This is a genomic window from Streptomyces sp. NPDC017940 (assembly GCF_044328435.1).
GTDB lineage: Bacteria > Actinomycetota > Actinomycetes > Streptomycetales > Streptomycetaceae > Streptomyces.
This window is the reverse complement of the sequence record NZ_JBIRHJ010000001.1, coordinates 1,342,270-1,358,088: the sequence shown is the minus strand read 5'-3', so window position 1 is coordinate 1,358,088 and position 15,819 is coordinate 1,342,270. Positions and strand designations below refer to the sequence as shown.

The following is a 15,819-nucleotide window of genomic DNA, read 5'->3' as shown; positions in this document are numbered from 1 at the left end:
GGGTGAACGGCCGCGTGGTGAGGACGCACGGTCGGGTGACGGGGGCGCACGGAGGCGTCCCGCACGGTCGGGTGACGGGGGCGCGCGGAGGCGTCCGGGTGGCGTGTCAGGCGGTGCGCAGCGCGTCCAGGGCGCGCCGGACGTCCGCCTCGGTGTTGTACAGGTGGAAGGCGGCCCGCAGATTGCCCTCCCGGTCCGACGCCTCGATGCCGGACGCGCTCAGTTCCCGCTGCCTGACGCCGAGGCCGGGCACGGACACGATGGGCGATCCCGGCGCGGGCACCGGCTCGTGGCCCAGCTCGGCGAGCCCGGCGCGGAAACGGTCCGCGAGCGCGAGGTCGTGGGCGCGGATCGCGGCCACCCCCAGCTCCTCGATCACGTCGAGGGAGTGCCGCGCCCCCGCGTACGCGAACAGGCTCGGGCTCTCGTCGAACCGGCGCGCGGAGCGGGCGAGTTCGGTGACGGGGCCGTAGCAGCTGTCCCAGGGGCGCTCCCCCGCGACCCAGCCCGCGAACAGCGGGGGCACACCGCCGAAGTCCTCCCCCTCCGCGGGTACGACGAAGAACGCGACGCCGCGCGGGCAGGTGAGCCACTTGAAGGCGACCGACGCCAGATAGTCCACGTCCGCGACGTGCGCGGCGAGGTCGAGCCAGCCGGTCCCCTGCGAGGCGTCCAGGTAGAGACGGGCGCCGTGCGTGCGGACCGCGGCGCGCAGCGCCGCCAGGTCGACGATCCGGCCGTCGGCCGACTGCACCGCGCTGACCGCGACCAGCGCCGTCCCCGGCCGCACGGAATCGGCGATCCGCTCCAGCGGTACGGCGCGCACCTTCAGGTCGCCGCGTATGTGGAAGGGGTTCACCGTCGAGCTGAAGTCGCCCTCCGCGGTGAGGACCTCGGCGCCCACGGGCAGGGAGGCGGCGACCAGGGCCGAGTACACGGCGACCGAGGCGCCCGCCGCGACCCGCTCCGGGGCCACGCCCACCAGCCGCGCGAAGGAGGCGCGGGCCGCCTCCACGTCCGCGAACATGTCCTCGGGGCGGCCCGCCGCCACGGACAGGGCCGCCCGGTGCATCGCGCTCACGGCACGGGCGGGCAGCAGTCCGGTGCTCGCGCTGTTCAGGTAGGTGGTTCGGGGGGCGAACTCGGAGCGTACGAGAGCGGTGAAGCCCTCGGGACGCGGGACGGACTTGTCGTGGCCCTGGCCGGTGTTCTCCATGGGCTCACTCTGCCCCGTCGACCGGGCGCGGTCCATTGCGCATGACTGCGGCGTACTGCTCAGCACTGCTTACGCATGACCTCCGAACAGGGCTTTCGTCCGTCCCCGCGGTGTCAGGAGCGCGGGATCTCGCAGCCGTCGGGGCCGCAGGCCGCACCGTCGGCGCTTCGCGGGCCGTCGGCGCTCTCCGGGCCGCCCGCACCGATGACCGTCAGCGGGGGCCGGGTGCCCCACGCCTGCTCCAGGGCCTGGGTGAAGACCTCGGCGGGCTGGGCGCCGGAGACGCCGTACTTGCGGTCGAGGACGAAGAACGGGACGCCGTTCGCCCCCAGTTCCGCGGCCTCGCGCTCGTCGGCGCGGACGGCGTCGGCGTACGCGGTGGGGTCGTCGAGGACCGCGCGGGCCGCCTCCGGGTCGAGGCCCGCGTCGGCGGCGAGGGCCACCAGGCGTTCGGTGTCGTCGAAGACCGAGCGCTCCTCGGCGAAGTTGGCGCGGTAGAGCAGGCCGATCAGCTCGTCCTGCCGCTGCCTGCCGCCCCGCTCCGCCGCGAAGTGCAGGAGGCGGTGCATGTCGAAGGTGTTGCCGTGGTCACGGCCCTCGGTGCGGTACGCCAGGCCCTCGGCCGCCGCGTTGTCGCCGAGGCGGCGCTCGGCGTCCTTGGCCTGTGCCTCGGTCATGCCGTACTTCCGCGCCAGCATCGGGATCACCGCGGCCGTGTCGCCCTTGGGGCGGTCGGGGTCCAGCTCGAAGGAGCGGTGGACCACCTCCACGCCGTCGCGGTGCGGGAAGGCCGCGAGGGCCTTCTCGAAGCGGGCCTTGCCCACATAGCACCAGGGGCAGGCGATGTCGCTCCAGATCTCGACGCGCATCTGCTTCTTCCTCGGATCGTACGAAACGGAGACGTCCTCCGCGTCGTGGTCCAACCCGTGCCGGGCGCCATCCATTCCCCCGGTACGGGCGCCATCCCTTCCCCAGCCTCGGGCGTCATCCATTCCCCCCGCCGATCTCCCCGGCCCGGGGTGCCGTCACGGGCCGGTCAGGCCGAAGTGGTGCGTGTTGGCGCGGATCCAGGTGCGCAGGTGGGCCAGGGGTTCGAGCGCCCCCCTGCCCAGGGGGGTGAGCGCGTACTCGACGCGTGGTGGAACCTCCGCGAAGACCGTGCGCCGCACGAGCCCGTACTCCTCGAGGCGCCGCAGCGTCTGCGTGAGCACCTTCGGGCTCACGCCCTCCAGCTTCGCGCGCAGTTCCCCGAAGCGCCGCGGCCCGTCGGCGAGCGCGGTGATCGCCAGGCCCGTCCACTTGTTGGCCAGCAGCTCGAACACCTCCCGCCCGGGGCACAGCAGGCCGTAGATATCGTGCTGAGCTGTCATGGTTTCCAGAATATAGTTGCCGCCCTTGCGGGTGACCGGCCCCCGGGACCTACGTTCTCGCCATGATCGAGAACGCACTCCCCCGCGGAACCTCCGGCACCGCGACGGTCGGCGCCGGCGTCGTGGGCCTCTCCGCCCGCTCCGGCTGGGCCGCGCACTCCCACCTCCCGGCCCTGACCCGCCTGCCCGGCTACGAGCTGCGCGCCCTTGCCGCCTCCACCCCGGAGTCGGCCGCGGCGGCCGCCGAGAAGTACGGCGTCGCCCGCGCCCACCACAGCGCCGCCGGTCTTGCCGCCGACCCGGCCGTCGACCTGGTCGTGGTCAGCGTCCGCGTACCCCTGCACCGCGAGGTGGTCCTCGCGGCCCTCGCGGCGGGCAAGCACGTCCTGTCGGAGTGGCCGCTCGGCAACGGCCTCGGCGAGGCCGAGGAGCTGGCGGCCGCCGCCGGACGCGCCGGGGTGCGGACCTTCGCGGGGCTCCAGGCGCGCTCCGCGCCCGCGGTGCGGCACGTGCGCGACCTGGTGGCAGGCGGCTATGTGGGCGAGGTCCTCTCCACCAGCCTGATCGCCTCCGGACGCCGCTGGGGGCCCACCTTCGAGCCCGGGGGCGCCCATCTCCTGGACCGCAGGAACGGCGGCACGATGCTGACCATTCCGTTCGGGCACACCGTGGACGCGCTGACGATGGTGCTCGGCGAGTTCGCGGAGGTCTCGGCGACCACGGCGACCCGGCGGCCGCTCGTACGGGAGGAAGGCAGCGGGCGCACCCTCCCCATGACCGTCGAGGACCAGCTCGCGGTGAGCGGCAGGCTCACGTCCGGAGCCGTCGCCTCCCTCCACTTCCGGGGCGGCCTCTCGCGGGGCACCGGCTTCCACTGGGAGATCAACGGCACCGACGGCGACCTCGTCGTCACCGGTGACCACGGTCATCTCCAGCAGGCCCGGCTGACCGTACGCGGCGGGCGCGGCGGGGCGGACGGGCTCACCGAGCTCCCGGTCCCCGAGCGCCTGTTCGACGTGCCCGAGCTGGACGACCTGCGCGACACCGCCGCGTACAACGTCGGCGTCCAGTACGCCCATGTGCTGCGCGACCTGCGCGAGGGCACGCGGGACGTCCCGGACTTCGCGCACGCCGCGTGGCGGCAGCGGCTGCTCGACGCGGTCGAGCGGGCCGCTGCGACCGGCGCGCGCGTGCCGCTGTGACGCGGGGCGCCCCGGCGCCTGCCGGTCACGAGCCGTCGCGCAGGCCCTTCGGCCAGCTCGGGCGGAACTCGATCCCGTCGAACGTCACCACGCACCCCTCGCCCTGCGGGGACTGCGCGAGGAAGCCGACGAGCGCGGCGGCGGCAGTCCGCTCGTCGCCGAGCTGGAAGATCCGCACGAACGTCCAGTGCTCGCCGTCCGTCGAGGCGTGGAAGGCGAACGCCATACCGGTGCGGCTGATCCGCAGCCAGACCATCGAGCCGTCCACGACGAAGGCGTTGGCGTCGTCGGAGCGGCCGCGCGTGACGACCGTGCAGATCGTGGGCCGGTCCGGGGAGCGCTCGAAGCACAGCTTGGCCCACTCCCGCTCACCCACGTGCAGATAGAGCACGCCCGCGTCGAAGGCGGCCGCGAACCCGACCGTGACGCGGGCGATCAGCTGGAAGTCGCCCTCCGGCGCGCCGAGCAGCCGGGGCGCGTCGGACGCCGGGTCCAGGGCCTCGCCGGTGGGCGGCACGAAGCGGTCCTGGCGAGGTCCCGCCCAGCCGGTGAGGACGCCCTCGGTGTCGTCGTACGACCAGTTCCCCTCGGGGCCGTAGGGCCGCAGGGGGAAGGGGAGTTCGGGCAGGGTCAGGCTTCCGGTCTGCTTGGCGTTCATGGCGTCAGTGTTCCAGGCGGCCGTCGTAGCGGCGGGGCAGTCCGAGGGGATTGGCGTCGTGCAGCTCCGGCGGAAGCAGCGCCTCGGGGGTGTTCTGGTAGACGACGGGGCGCAGCCAGCGTTCGATCGCGGTGCCGCCGACGGAGGTGGCGGTGCTGGTCGTCGCCGGGTAGGGGCCGCCGTGCTGCTGGGCGGGGGCCACCGCCACGCCGGTGGGCCAGCCGTCGACCAGGACGCGCCCCGCCAGCGGGGTCAGTTCGGCGAGCAGCCGCGCGCCCCTGCCGGGTCCGGCGGCACTGTCGGCCCCACTGGTTCCACTGGCCCCCCTGGCCCCATAGGACCCGTCAGCCCCACCGGACCCGTCAGCCCCACCGGTCCCGTCGGTCCCTGCCGCCTCGGCGGTCGACAGGTGCACGGTCGCGGTGAGGTTTCCGGGGAGGCGGGAGAGCACGGCCGTGATCTCGGCGTCGTCCCGGTACCGGGCGACGACGGTGACGGGCCCGAAGCACTCCTCGAGGAGCAGGTCGTGGGCGCCACCGGCGGCGAGCCTGGCGGCGGGGACGGTGAGGAATCCCGCCGTCACCGTGTGCTCGTCGCCCGCGCCCGGCTCCACGGGGGCGGACACGTCGGGCAGTCGGGTGCGCTCGGCGACCCCGGCGACGAAGTGGTCCCGCATGCGGTGGTCGAGCAGCACCCCGTCGCCGGTGGCGCCGACGGCCTCCGTCAGGGCCTTCAGGAGGCGGTCGCCGCCCGCGCCGGCGGGCGCGAGCACCAGGCCGGGCTTCACGCAGAACTGGCCGACGCCGAGCGTCATCGAGCCCGCGAGTCCGCTGCCGATCTCCTCGCCGCGCTCGGCGGCCGCGGCCTCGGTGACGACCACCGGGTTCAGGGAGCCGAGCTCGCCGTGGAAGGGAATCGGTACGGGGCGTGCGGCCGCCGCGTCGAAGAGGGCGCGGCCCCCGCGTACCGAACCGGTGAAGCCCGCAGCGGCGACCAGCGGGTGGCGCACGAGCTCCACGCCCGCGTCGAAGCCGTGCACCAGGCCGACCACGTCCTCCGTGATCCCGTGGCGCCCGGCCGCCACGCGCAGCACGGCGGCGACGCGCTCGGACGTCGCGGGGTGGTCGGGGTGCGCCTTGACCACGACGGGGCAGCCCGCGGCCAGGGCGCTCGCGGTGTCGCCGCCGGGCACGGAGAAGGCGAAGGGGAAGTTGGACGCGGCGTAGACGGCGACGACGCCGAGCGGGATCTTGTGACGGCGCAGGTCGGGAACGGGCGGTGTGGCCGTGTCGTCGGGGTGGTCGATGACGACGCCGAGGAACGCGCCCTCGTCGACGACGTCCGCGAAGGCCCGCAACTGGTAGCAGGTGCGGGCGAGTTCGCCGGTGAGCCGCGCGGTGCCGAGGGCGGTCTCCGCGTCCGCCACGGCGACGAGGTCGTCCTTGGCCGCGTCCAGGAGACCGGCGGCGCCGCGCAGGAACGCCGCGCGGGCGGTGCGGTCCGCGAGCGCGGCACGCGCGGAGTGCGCGGCACCGACCACCCGGTCCACGTCCTGGGCGGTGGCTTCCGCACCGACCTGCTCACGCTGCTTCCCGGTTCGGGGGTCGACACTCCAGACTGGTGCTGCTGCCACCGCGGGTCCCTCCACTGGTCCGACTTGCCCGACTGCTGGTCCGACTGCCCGTGTGCTCTGATCTGCTGCCGCCCCCGAGGGGCGTTCGATATACTGAACGCTGTCTCTGGTGCTGAATCTTCGGGGGCAGTGGCACTATTTCTCGTCGGACGTGAGGGGTCAAGGGCGATGTCTGCTGGGGAGACGGGCGGGGGCGCGCAGGTCAAGTCCGCGGTGCGTACGGTGGAGTTGCTGGAGTTCTTCGCGGGCCGGCCCGGCATGCACGCGCTCGCCGACGTCCAAGAGGCCGTCGGCTACCCGAAGTCCAGCCTGTACATGCTGCTCCGCACCCTCGTCGAGCTGGGCTGGATCGAGACGGACGCGACCGGGACGCGGTACGGCATCGGGGTGCGCGCGCTGCTCGTCGGCACGTCGTACATCGACGGCGACGAGGTCGTCGCGGCGGCCCGCCCCACCCTCGACCGCCTCTCGGACGACACCACGGAGACCATCCACCTCGCCCGCCTCGACGGGACGAACGTGGTGTACCTCGCCACCCGCCAGTCGCAGCACTATCTGCGCCCTTTCACCCGCGTGGGACGGCGGCTGCCCGCCCACTCCACGTCGCTCGGCAAGGCGCTGCTCGCCAGCCACACCGACGAGCAGGTCCGCAAGATGCTGCCGGAGACCCTGCCCTCGCTCACCGAGCACACCACCACCGACCGCGAGAAGCTCATCGAGGAGCTGCACGCGGTGCGCGAGCAGGGCTTCGCCGTGGACCGCGAGGAGAACACCCTCGGCCTGCGCTGCTTCGGCGTGGCCATCCCCTACCGCACGCCCGCGCGGGACGCCATCAGCTGCTCGGTCCCGGTGGCCCGGCTCACGCCCGCGCACGAGCAGATGGTCAAGGACGCGCTGTTCGACGCGCGGGACCGGCTGACGCTGGCCACCCGCCGGCTCTGACCCCTCTCCCTCCGAGTACCGGCCCCTTCCGGCCTTCAGGCTTATTCCGGCTCCTTCCGGCTCCGGGAGAGGCCGTGGCGTGCTGGGGTGCCTGGCCGTTCGCGACGTCGTTCGCGGGTTCTACGGGGGTGGCCGAGCAGCCCACGGCCGTGTGCTCCTGACCTACGCTGTGCAGATGATCATCGGACCGCTCGTGGCCGCCATCGGGGTGCGGTTCCTCGGGGTGTGCCCCCTCGGGGAGCGCACGGCCGGGGCGCGGCGGTGCCCGGCGTGAGACGGTCTGCGGCACCCGGCGTGAGACGGCACCCGGCACCCGCCGTGAGGCGGTTCGTGGGGGTTCTCGTCGGGCGGCGGGCGCGGCGGCGGTGGGTCCATCTGGTCCTCGGCGGCGCCGTCTGCATGCCGTATGTGTTCGTCGGGTCGATCCTGGCCGGGCCGCTGGTCGGCGACCGCGTCGTCCTTGGCTCCCTCGCCTCCCAGCTCCTGTCCTTCGCGTTCGGGCTCCCGCTCGCCGCCGTCACCGCGCTGTTCCCGCTGACCCGGCCCATGTCGGTGGCGGCGGTACGGGCGCTGTGCGACGTACCGGACGCCTCGCTCGCCGACGGGCCGCCGCGGTCGCGGGCCGCGCGCGCCCGCACCGCGGCCTGGTTCACGCTGCACCTCGGCTTCGGCGGCATCGTCAGCGGCATGACGCTGGCCCTGGTGCCGTTCGCCGCGTTCCTGCTCGCGCTGCCCTTGACCGTGAGCCTCACCGACTCCTGGATCGGCGTCCCCGAACACCTCCACAGCGTCTGGACGCCGCTGCTCGCGCCGGTCGTGGGCGCCGTGTCCCTTCTCGCGCTCGCGGGGTGCGCCGCGGGGGCCGGCCTGCTGCTCGCCCGGTGGGCGCCCGCGCTGCTCGGGCCCACGCCCGCCGACCGGCTCGCGGACGCCGAGCGGCGCGCCGCCGACCTCGCGGTCCGCAACCGCCTTGCCCGGGAGCTGCACGACTCGGTGGGCCACGCCCTGAGCGCCGTCACGTTGCAGGCGGGCGCGGCCCGCAAACTCCTCGACCGGGACCCGGAGTTCGTCCGCGAGGCCCTGGCCGCCATCGAGGACACCACCCGCCGCACCGTCGGCGAGCTCGACGCCGTCCTCGGCGTGCTCCGCGAGGGCGGTGAACGCGGGCGCGACGGCCACGCGGCCCCCGCGCCCACGCTCGAAGCCGACCTGGACGGGCTGCTCCGCCGCACCCGCGCGGGCGGCCTGCGCGTCGACGCCGCCGTCGACCTCGGCGGGCCGGGGGGCACGGCGGCGCTGCCCGCCATGGTCTCCCGCGAGGGCTACCGCATCGTGCAGGAGGCCCTGAGCAACGTACTCAGACACGCGGGCCCGGACTCCGAGGTGACGCTGCGCGTCCGCCTCGACGGCACCGGCCTGGAGATCGTCGCCGAGAACCCGCTCCCGGACGGGGCGCGACCGCCCGCCACCCGCCCCGGCGGCGGCCACGGCCTGCGCGGCATCGCCGACCGGGCCCGCCTCCTCGGCGGCACGGCGGAGGCGGGCGCCCACGACGGCTCCCCCGACGGGCGGCGCACGCACCACCCCCAGGGCACACACCACCCGTACGGCACGTGGAGGCTGCGCGTGCGGCTGCCCCTGCCCACCCACCCCTGAGAGGCAGGACACCCCATGACCGGCGCCGCATCCCCCGCCCCGCTGCGCATCGTGCTCGCCGACGACGAGCGCATGGTGCGCACCGCGCTGCGCGCCATCCTCGCCGCCGAACCCGACCTGGAGATCGTCGGCGAGGCGGCGACCGGCGCGGAGGCCGTGTCCGTCGTGCGTGAGTTGCGCCCCGACGTGGTGCTCATGGACGTCCGCATGCCGGAGATCGACGGCATCCGCGCCACCGAGCAGATCCTGCGGGGCATGGACGACCCGCCGCGCGTCGTCGTCGTCACCACCTTCGAGAACGACGCGTACGTGTACGAGGCGCTGCGGGCCGGCGCCTCGGGCTTCCTGCTTAAGCGGGCCGAGGCCGAGGCGCTCGTGCAGGCGGTGCGGCTCGTCGCGCGCAGTGACTCGCTCCTGTTCCCCGCCGCGGTGCGTGCGCTCGCCGCCGAGTACGCGCGCGCCGAGGCCGCGACGGCTCCCTGGGTGGCGCGGCTCACCGGACGTGAGAGCGAGGTGCTGCGGCAGATGGCGGCGGGGCTCACCAACGCGGAGATCGCCCGGCGGATGAAGGTCGGTCCCGCCACGGTGAAGACGCATGTCGCCGCGGTCCTCGCGAAGACGGGGGCGCGGGACCGCACGCAGGCCGTGATCGCCGCGTACGAGGCCGGGTTCATGAGGAGTTCCTGAGGAAGCGGACACTTCGGTGCAAGAGGGGAACGGAACGCCGGGGGGTGCTCGTCCTCCCGTGGGATGAACAAGACGATCAGACATGCCTCGGTTTCGTGCTGCTCCTTCAACGCCGACATGTTCGACGTGCCCGTGCGGGCCTCGACCAGCGGCTACCCCTCGGGCATGGACAAGGCGCAGACCGCGCTGACCGGCATCGGCCAGTTCGACGTGACGGCGACGCCGCTACAGATGGCCATGGTGTCCGCCGCCATCGCCAACGGCGGGGAGCTGGCCGCGCCGCACATGGTCTCCCGGGTCACCGACGCGGACGGGAACGTGCTGCGCGACGTCGACGGCTCGGGCTCCCGGCGGGTGGTGGGTGCCGCCACCGCCGAGGGGGCGGGGCTGCGCTAGCTCTGCGGGGCCCGGCGCTACCGCGCCGGGTTCCCCCTCCCGCCCGCCCGTTTCCAGTCCGCCATGGGCTTCTGGCGCCCCGTGTCACCCTCCCTCCGTCGGCGGCCGTCCCGCCGTCCCGCCACCGCTACCGCGGCGGAAAGACTCTCCCACCCGCCCGCCCGTTTCCAGCCCGTCGTGGGCTTCTGGCGCCCCGTGCCGCCCTCCGTCCGTCGGCGGCCGTCCCGCCGTTTCGCCACCGCTACCGCGGCGGAAAGACTCTCCCACCCGCCCGCCCGTTTCCAGCCCGTCGTGGGCTTCTGGCGTCCTGTGCCGCCCTCCGTCCTACGGCGGCCGTCCGCCGTCTCCTCACGGGCGCGGGCGCCATGACGGGTCGCGGCCGCTCAGCGCCACCAACCGCTCCAGTAGCGGTGCCTCTTCGCGGACCGGTACCGGGGGGCCGAAGAGCGTGCCCCTCTCGTTCGGGGGTTCCGTCGCCGTGGCGGAGACCAGTGCGTGGGAGACGGCCAGGCTCGCCGCGTCGGGGGCGTACTCCTGGCCCGTGGATCGGGCCAGGTCCCAGCCGTGGACGACCAGTTCGTTCAGGGCGACCACGCCCGCGATGTCGCCGGTGAGGTCGACGCCGCCCGCTCTCGTCGCGCCGGTCCACGCCGCCGGGTCCCGCCACACCTCGGCGAGTTCGTCCAGCGCGCGCGGGAGCTGCTCGCGCCAGTCGGGGCCGACGTCCGGCAGGGTGCTCGACGGGTCCGTGTCCGTCGTCGGCCCTAGGCGCTTGCGGCCCGCGTCGGCGAAGGCGGCGGTGAGAGCGACGATGTGGCCGAGCAGATGGCGTACGGCGTAGTCCGGGCAGGGGGTGGGGCCTTCGAGCAGGGCGTCGGGGAGGGCCCCGGCGAGGCGCGCCACCAGTCGGGTCTGCGGGCCGAAGTCCGGCAGGTCGTCCGGGTGCTCTGCGATGTCCGACATCTAGGTCTCCTCGGGGCGTGCGGGGCGCGGGGCGCGTTGGGCCCCTGCCCTGGACGACTCCTCCCGTGCCCCGAACTCATCGGTCGCAGCTGAGGCATCCGCCCGATCCGGGACGGGGGGCCTCAGCTCGAGGATCGGACGCATGCCGACGATCAAGCCGACGCCCACGAGCGTCGGACATTGCGCCCGCCCGGCGGTCGGGCCGCGCGGGCGGCGGGCGCACACCGCGCCGGGATTCCGCCGGTTGCGGCACTGCGGGGCGGACGCCGCCCGCAGGCGGGGTACGGATCGCAGCTTGCGTCAGCGCGGAACGCAGCTCGCGTCAGCCGATCCGCGACAGCGCCCGCCGGACCAGGGCGAGGTCGTCGTCCGATGCGAGGCCCGCGTGGTAGAGCCGGAGTTCGGTGGCCCCGGCGCCGGCCGCGGCGTGGGCGTCGGCGGCCAGCTTCGCGGGGCATCCGCCCATGCCCGTGACGACGGTCAGGTTGGCGGCCAGGACGGTGTGCTCCCGGGCGTGGGCGGTGAACGGCGCGAGCGCCCCGGGGCCGCCGGTGCAGGGTACGACCACGCCGTCGGCCACGGACAGGACGTGCTCGGGGTCCACGCCGGCGTTGGCGCCGCAGTGGTGGGCCACCGGGTCGGCGTGCAGCAGGACCGGAAAGCCGGCGGGGGCCGCGGCGCGCACGGCGGCGACCGCGGCCTCTTGGAGGGTGCGGGCGCAGGCCTCGCGCCAGGCCCGCGTGGCGGCGGCGGGCCCAGCGCCGACGAGCTTCTCCACGCCCCTCCAGCCGGGCTCGGTGGCCGCGCCCCGCCACACCGGTTCCAGGGCGAGGCGCACCGCGGCCGCGAGTTCGTCGGGGTCGTGGCCGCGGCGGGCGTACCCGGCGCCGCAGTCGGGACAGAAGCACAGCGACATCAGATACTGCCCGGCCTCGCCGAGGCCGACGCCCGCGATCTTGTCGTGGGCGTGCAGGTGCGCGAGGCCGTACCAGCCGCACGACTCCAGTTCCGTGCCGCCCGCGCCCGGCCGGACGGCGGCCTCCGCCGCGAGGTCGACGAGGTAGGCGCGGGTCGCGGGCTGCGCGATGCAGGGCGCCCAGGGGTAGCGGTCGCCGTAGGCGTTCACGACGGAGGTGGTGGGGTGTTCGGCGCCGAGGCGGGAGTCGTGGGCGAGCACGACCCAGGTGTGCACGTCGAGTCCGGCCGCGGTGAGGGCGGCCGCTGCCTGCCCGAAGGCGTCGCCCGGGGCCCAGTCACCGGCCGGGCGTGGGCGCAGCGCGCGGCCGCGCCAGCGGTCCCCCGGCGGGTACAGGACGGCGGCGTGCTCGGCGGTGACGACGCGGTGGCGGGGGTGGCGGGGGGTGAGGGCGCGGGTGGAGTGGTAGGCGGCGGCGAGCGTGACCTGCCGTACCCCCAGGTCCGCGACGCGGGCGGGCGCCGCGGGGTCACCGGTGACGTCCCACGGGTAGAGGAACGCGGACGCCTTCACTCGCCCGCCCGCAGCGGTGCCCGGCCGCCGTTTCGCGACAGCACCCGGCCGCCGCCCGGCAGCGGCCCCCGGCCGCCCTGCCCCAGCAGGGCCCGGCCGCGCTCGACGAGTTCGGCGAGCCGCTCGACGTGGTCGTCCGACGGCTCGTGCAGGGGCGGGCGCACCCCGCCCACGTCGAGTCCCGCGAGGCGCACGCCCGCCTTGACGAGGGAGACGGCGTAGCCGCGGCCCTCCTTGCGCAGTTCGGCGAAGGGCCGGTAGAAGCCGTCGATGAGGCGTTCCGCGGTCGCGTCGTCGCCGGAGTTCAGCGCCTTGTGGAAGGCGAGCGCGAGGTCGGGGGCGAAGCAGAAGACGGCCGATGAGTACAGGCTCACTCCGATCCCGCGGTAGGCGAGTGCGGTGAGCTCGGCGGTGGGCAGGCCGTTGAAGTAGAGGAAGTCGCCGGGGACCTCGGCGCGCACGGCGCTGACGATGCGCTGCATCAGGTCGAGGTCGCCGAGGCCGTCCTTGAAGCCGATGACGCCGTCCGCGCGCGCCAGCCCGACGACGGTCCCGGGGGTGAACACGGCGTTGTCGCGCTGGTAGACGATGACGTCGAGCGAGGTGGCCGCCGCCAGTTCCGTGTAGTGCCGCAGCAGGCCCTCCTGGCCCGCGACGACCAGGTACGGCGGCATCGCGAGCAGTCCGTCGGCGCCCGCGTCCTCGGCGAGCGCGGCGTACCGCACGGCGAGGGCGGTCCCGTACCCGGCCCCCGCGACGACCGGGACGCGGCCCGCGGTCTCCTCGACGGCGGCCCGGACCAGCGCCCGGAACTCCTCGGGCGTGAGCGCGTGGAACTCCCCGGTGCCGCAGCAGGCGAACACCGCGGCGGCGCCCGCCGCCACGCCCTCGCGCACATGCGTACGGAACGTCTCGATGTCCACGGAGCCGTCGGACCCGTACGGGGTGACGGGGAAGAACAGCGGCCCGCTGGGAACGCGGAGCCGAGAGGCGAGAGGGGCTGACGTCACGGGCTCTCCCTGGCGTGCACGCTTCTGATGTACGTCACGTTTCTGATTTACGTCCATATCCCTGAACGCGCCCACGCTAGAGCGCCGCACCTGGCCGGTCAAGCGCGCGCACGGGCGACCCGGGAGCGGATCCGCCGACTCCGCACCCCACTTGACCCCAGCGGGCGGCGCTCCCTAGCTTGTCCCTGCATGCTCGTCCATGAATGCGAATTCCATATATGAACGCGTACGAGGAGATCACCGCATGCCCGCTCCCCGCACTGTCCTGCTGACCGGCGCCGCCGGTGGCCTCGGCACCCTCATGCGGGGCCTGCTGCCCGCCTACGGCTACGACCTGAGACTGCTCGACCTGCGCCCCGTCGACGGCGAGCCCGGCGCCCTCACGGTGGACCTGGCCGACCGGGCCGCCCTGCGCGACGCGGTGCGCGGCGTCGACGCGGTCCTGCACCTCGCCGGGATCTCCCTGGAGTCCACCTTCGAGAAGATCCTGAAGGCGAACGTCGAAGGCCTGCACCACCTCTACGAAGCCGTGCGCGAGGAAGGCGTCCCCCGGGTCGTCTTCGCCTCCTCCAACCACGCGGTCGGCTACACGCCCCGGCCGGTGGGCGACGACCCGCTGATCCCCGTCGACACCCCGCGCCGCCCGGACACCTTCTACGGCCTCTCGAAGTCCTTCGGCGAGGACCTGGCGCAGCTCTACTGGGACAGGCACGGCGTGGAGACGGTGTCCGTGCGCATCGGCTCCTGCTTCCCCGAACCCGCCGACGTGCGCATGCTGTCGGTGTGGATGTCGCCGGGCGACGGGGCCCGCCTCTTCCACGCGGCGCTCACCGCGCCGGACGTCGGCCACACCGTCGTCTACGGCTCGTCGGCCAACACCCGGCTGTGGTGGGACCTGGGACCGGCCCGGGCGCTCGGCTACGCACCGCGGGACGACTCCGAGCGGTTCGCCGAGAAGCTGGTCGCGGAGCACGGCGAACTCGACCCCGCCAACCCCGAGCACGCGCACCTGGGCGGCCGCTTCTGCGTGAATCCGCCGGTTTGGCCGCATTAGCCTCGTCCTTGGAGTTGACGGTTCCGTACGCCTGACGGCGGGGGTGGGTCAGCCCGTGGTCCGACGTGGTGCGTCGCGGCGCTGACTAGCGTGAGGTGCCATGACACGAACCCGAACCGCCGTGCGCGGGCTCGCCGTTGCCGCCGCGATCGCCGTGGCGCTCGCCGTGCCGCTGCCGGCCACGGCCGTCGCGCAGACCGCCCCGGCCCCCGCCGCCGTGACCGACACGAGCACCACCGGGACGACGGCGTCCCGCACCGCCCTGCCCCGCCCCACCGGGCCCTTCGCGGTCGGACGCGACTCCCTGCACCTGGTCGACGAGAGCCGCAAGGACCCGTGGGTGCCCACGGCGAACGCGCGGGAACTGATGCTGTCGCTCTACTACCCGGCGCGCGCGGCGAGCGGGCGCACCGCCCCGTACACCTCCACCGAGGAGGCCCGGCTGCTCCTGGAGGCGTTCCAGGTCGACGCGTCCGCGGCCGCGGTGAGCGCGACCCGCGCCTACGCCCGGACCGGGGCACAACCCGTCGGCGGGCGCTTCCCCCTGGTGGTCCTGTCGCCCGGGTTCACCGCGCCCCGCTCCACGCTGACGCACCTCGCCGAGGACCTGGCGAGCCGGGGCTACGTCGTCGCGACGGTCGACCACGCCTACGAGTCGGCGGGCACCGCCTTCCCCGGCGGGCGGATACTGACGTGCGTCGCGTGCGAGCAGACCCAGGAGCCCGAGAGCGGGAAGGTCATCGCCGAGGTCCGGGCCAAGGACCTGTCGTTCGTTCTCGACCGGCTCGTGGGGCCCCGGGCGGCCTGGCGGCACTCCGGCCTGATCGACGCCCGGCGGATCGGCATGGGCGGGCACTCCATCGGCGGCGCCGCCACCGTCGCCGTCATGAACAGCGACCGGCGGGTGCGGGCGGGCATGAACATGGACGGCGGCATCCAGGTCATGCCCGAAGGCCTCGGCGGGCGCCCGTTCCTGCTCCTCGGCACCCAGCGCTCCGCCCAGCCCGAGGACCCCTACACCTGGGGCAGCGCCTGGCCCCGCTTCGAGGGCTGGAAGCGGTGGCTGACGGTCGCCGGGTCGGGGCACTTCACGTTCACCGACGTGCCCGTCCTCTTCGACCAGCTGGGCGTGGACGACCCCGGCGCGACGATCTCGGGGCAGCGCGCCGCGCAGATCACCCGCGCCTACATCGCCGCGTACTTCGACCGGCATCTGCGCGGCACCGCGCAGCCGCTGCTCGACGGGCCCACGCCCGCACACCCCGAGGTCGGGTTCCACCGGCCCTGACCCACGACCGCCGCGGGCGGCCGGGACCGAGGCGGGGGACCAAGACGGGAGGCCGAAGCGGAAGGCCGAGACGCGGGACCGAGGAGCGGGACCGAGGAGCGGGACCGAGGCGGAAGGGCGTCGAGCCGCCTCGGTCCCGACCGTCGCTTTCCGGCCGTTCGCCACCCCTCCCCAGCGCCAAGCGGGCAGCAAACGGGCACGGTGAGCCCGCCGACGGGCCCATGACCGGCCCGTCCCGCAGGCTGCCGTCTCGGC

General features: G+C 74.8%; 14 protein-coding genes and 1 pseudogene. 7 read left to right on the top strand and 8 right to left on the bottom strand.

Annotated features, from left to right (window positions below):
- Positions 1 to 106 precede the first annotated feature (106 nt).
- The 3 genes from ACH4DX_RS05735 to ACH4DX_RS05725 all read right to left on the bottom strand — a co-directional run bounded on the left by ACH4DX_RS05735 (position 107) and on the right by ACH4DX_RS05725 (position 2,586).
- Positions 107 to 1,216 (bottom strand): aminotransferase class V-fold PLP-dependent enzyme, encoded by a 1,110-nt coding sequence (locus ACH4DX_RS05735; RefSeq protein WP_398154094.1) that lies wholly within the window; start codon positions 1,214 to 1,216, stop codon positions 107 to 109.
- A gap of 113 nt (positions 1,217 to 1,329) precedes the next feature.
- Positions 1,330 to 2,085, bottom strand: coding sequence for a DsbA family oxidoreductase (locus ACH4DX_RS05730; protein WP_398154093.1), 756 nt, complete (start codon positions 2,083 to 2,085; stop codon positions 1,330 to 1,332).
- 156 nt (positions 2,086 to 2,241) lie between these two features.
- Complete coding sequence (locus ACH4DX_RS05725) at positions 2,242 to 2,586, bottom strand: winged helix-turn-helix transcriptional regulator (RefSeq protein WP_398122675.1); 345 nt, start codon at positions 2,584 to 2,586, stop codon at positions 2,242 to 2,244.
- A gap of 62 nt (positions 2,587 to 2,648) precedes the next feature.
- Between ACH4DX_RS05725 and ACH4DX_RS05720 the strand changes: the two genes are divergently transcribed.
- The gene (locus ACH4DX_RS05720) at positions 2,649 to 3,788 is read left to right on the top strand and encodes a Gfo/Idh/MocA family protein (protein WP_398154092.1); all 1,140 of its coding nucleotides are present in this window, start codon (positions 2,649 to 2,651) and stop codon (positions 3,786 to 3,788) included.
- Positions 3,789 to 3,813: 25 nt separating this feature from the next.
- On the opposite strand, the gene ACH4DX_RS05715 is transcribed toward ACH4DX_RS05720, so the two are convergent.
- On the bottom strand, positions 3,814 to 4,446 hold the full coding sequence (locus ACH4DX_RS05715) for a DUF1349 domain-containing protein (RefSeq protein WP_398154091.1): 633 nt from the start codon (positions 4,444 to 4,446) through the stop codon (positions 3,814 to 3,816).
- Between the two features lie 4 nt (positions 4,447 to 4,450).
- On the bottom strand, positions 4,451 to 6,079 hold the full coding sequence (locus ACH4DX_RS05710) for an aldehyde dehydrogenase (NADP(+)) (protein ID WP_398154090.1): 1,629 nt from the start codon (positions 6,077 to 6,079) through the stop codon (positions 4,451 to 4,453).
- Between the two features lie 168 nt (positions 6,080 to 6,247).
- Here ACH4DX_RS05710 and ACH4DX_RS05705 point away from each other — a divergent pair, with 168 nt between their 5' ends.
- From ACH4DX_RS05705 to ACH4DX_RS05690, 4 genes and pseudogenes are all read left to right on the top strand, one after another.
- Positions 6,248 to 7,021, top strand: coding sequence for an IclR family transcriptional regulator (locus ACH4DX_RS05705; protein ID WP_398122679.1), 774 nt, complete (start codon positions 6,248 to 6,250; stop codon positions 7,019 to 7,021).
- Positions 7,022 to 7,339: 318 nt separating this feature from the next.
- Positions 7,340 to 8,677, top strand: a complete 1,338-nt coding sequence (locus tag ACH4DX_RS05700; protein WP_398154089.1) for a sensor histidine kinase — start codon at positions 7,340 to 7,342, stop codon at positions 8,675 to 8,677.
- 15 nt (positions 8,678 to 8,692) lie between these two features.
- On the top strand, positions 8,693 to 9,364 hold the full coding sequence (locus ACH4DX_RS05695) for a response regulator (protein ID WP_398154088.1): 672 nt from the start codon (positions 8,693 to 8,695) through the stop codon (positions 9,362 to 9,364).
- A 105-nt stretch (positions 9,365 to 9,469) separates the two neighbouring features.
- Positions 9,470 to 9,742, top strand: a pseudogene (locus ACH4DX_RS05690) (penicillin-binding transpeptidase domain-containing protein); the annotation flags it as partial.
- Positions 9,743 to 10,108: 366 nt separating this feature from the next.
- Here ACH4DX_RS05690 and ACH4DX_RS05685 read toward each other — a convergent pair.
- The 3 genes from ACH4DX_RS05685 to ACH4DX_RS05675 all read right to left on the bottom strand — a co-directional run bounded on the left by ACH4DX_RS05685 (position 10,109) and on the right by ACH4DX_RS05675 (position 13,222).
- Complete coding sequence (locus ACH4DX_RS05685) at positions 10,109 to 10,723, bottom strand: TIGR03086 family metal-binding protein (protein WP_398154087.1); 615 nt, start codon at positions 10,721 to 10,723, stop codon at positions 10,109 to 10,111.
- Positions 10,724 to 11,045: 322 nt separating this feature from the next.
- Positions 11,046 to 12,212 carry a hypothetical protein gene (locus ACH4DX_RS05680; protein ID WP_398154086.1) on the bottom strand — a complete coding sequence of 389 codons (1,167 nt, stop codon included), beginning with the start codon at positions 12,210 to 12,212 and terminating at the stop codon, positions 11,046 to 11,048.
- Positions 12,209 to 13,222 carry a 5-dehydro-4-deoxyglucarate dehydratase gene (locus tag ACH4DX_RS05675; protein WP_398154085.1) on the bottom strand — a complete coding sequence of 338 codons (1,014 nt, stop codon included), beginning with the start codon at positions 13,220 to 13,222 and terminating at the stop codon, positions 12,209 to 12,211. The genes ACH4DX_RS05680 and ACH4DX_RS05675 overlap by 4 nt, the downstream gene beginning before the upstream one ends.
- Before the next feature lie 244 nt (positions 13,223 to 13,466).
- On the opposite strand from ACH4DX_RS05675, the gene ACH4DX_RS05670 reads away from it, so the two are divergent.
- Together ACH4DX_RS05670 and ACH4DX_RS05665 are read left to right on the top strand one after the other, a co-directional pair.
- Positions 13,467 to 14,276, top strand: coding sequence for an NAD-dependent epimerase/dehydratase family protein (locus ACH4DX_RS05670; RefSeq protein WP_398154084.1), 810 nt, complete (start codon positions 13,467 to 13,469; stop codon positions 14,274 to 14,276).
- 100 nt (positions 14,277 to 14,376) lie between these two features.
- On the top strand, positions 14,377 to 15,564 hold the full coding sequence (locus ACH4DX_RS05665) for an alpha/beta hydrolase family protein (RefSeq protein ID WP_398154083.1): 1,188 nt from the start codon (positions 14,377 to 14,379) through the stop codon (positions 15,562 to 15,564).
- Positions 15,565 to 15,819: the final 255 nt, after the last annotated feature.

Excerpts from the sequence above, each read along its gene's own strand:
- ACH4DX_RS05735 (WP_398154094.1), bottom strand. The coding sequence starts at position 1,216 with ATGGAGAACACCGGCCAGGGCCACGACAAGTCCGTCCCGCGTCCCGAG.
- ACH4DX_RS05705 (WP_398122679.1), top strand. The coding sequence starts at position 6,248 with ATGTCTGCTGGGGAGACGGGCGGGGGCGCGCAGGTCAAGTCCGCGGTG.
- ACH4DX_RS05685 (WP_398154087.1), bottom strand. The coding sequence starts at position 10,723 with ATGTCGGACATCGCAGAGCACCCGGACGACCTGCCGGACTTCGGCCCG.
- ACH4DX_RS05695 (WP_398154088.1), top strand. The coding sequence starts at position 8,693 with ATGACCGGCGCCGCATCCCCCGCCCCGCTGCGCATCGTGCTCGCCGAC.
- ACH4DX_RS05670 (WP_398154084.1), top strand. The coding sequence starts at position 13,467 with ATGCCCGCTCCCCGCACTGTCCTGCTGACCGGCGCCGCCGGTGGCCTC.
- ACH4DX_RS05665 (WP_398154083.1), top strand. The coding sequence starts at position 14,377 with ATGACACGAACCCGAACCGCCGTGCGCGGGCTCGCCGTTGCCGCCGCG.
- ACH4DX_RS05720 (WP_398154092.1), top strand. The coding sequence starts at position 2,649 with ATGATCGAGAACGCACTCCCCCGCGGAACCTCCGGCACCGCGACGGTC.
- ACH4DX_RS05730 (WP_398154093.1), bottom strand. The coding sequence starts at position 2,085 with ATGCGCGTCGAGATCTGGAGCGACATCGCCTGCCCCTGGTGCTATGTG.
- ACH4DX_RS05715 (WP_398154091.1), bottom strand. The coding sequence starts at position 4,446 with ATGAACGCCAAGCAGACCGGAAGCCTGACCCTGCCCGAACTCCCCTTC.
- ACH4DX_RS05725 (WP_398122675.1), bottom strand. The coding sequence starts at position 2,586 with ATGACAGCTCAGCACGATATCTACGGCCTGCTGTGCCCCGGGCGGGAG.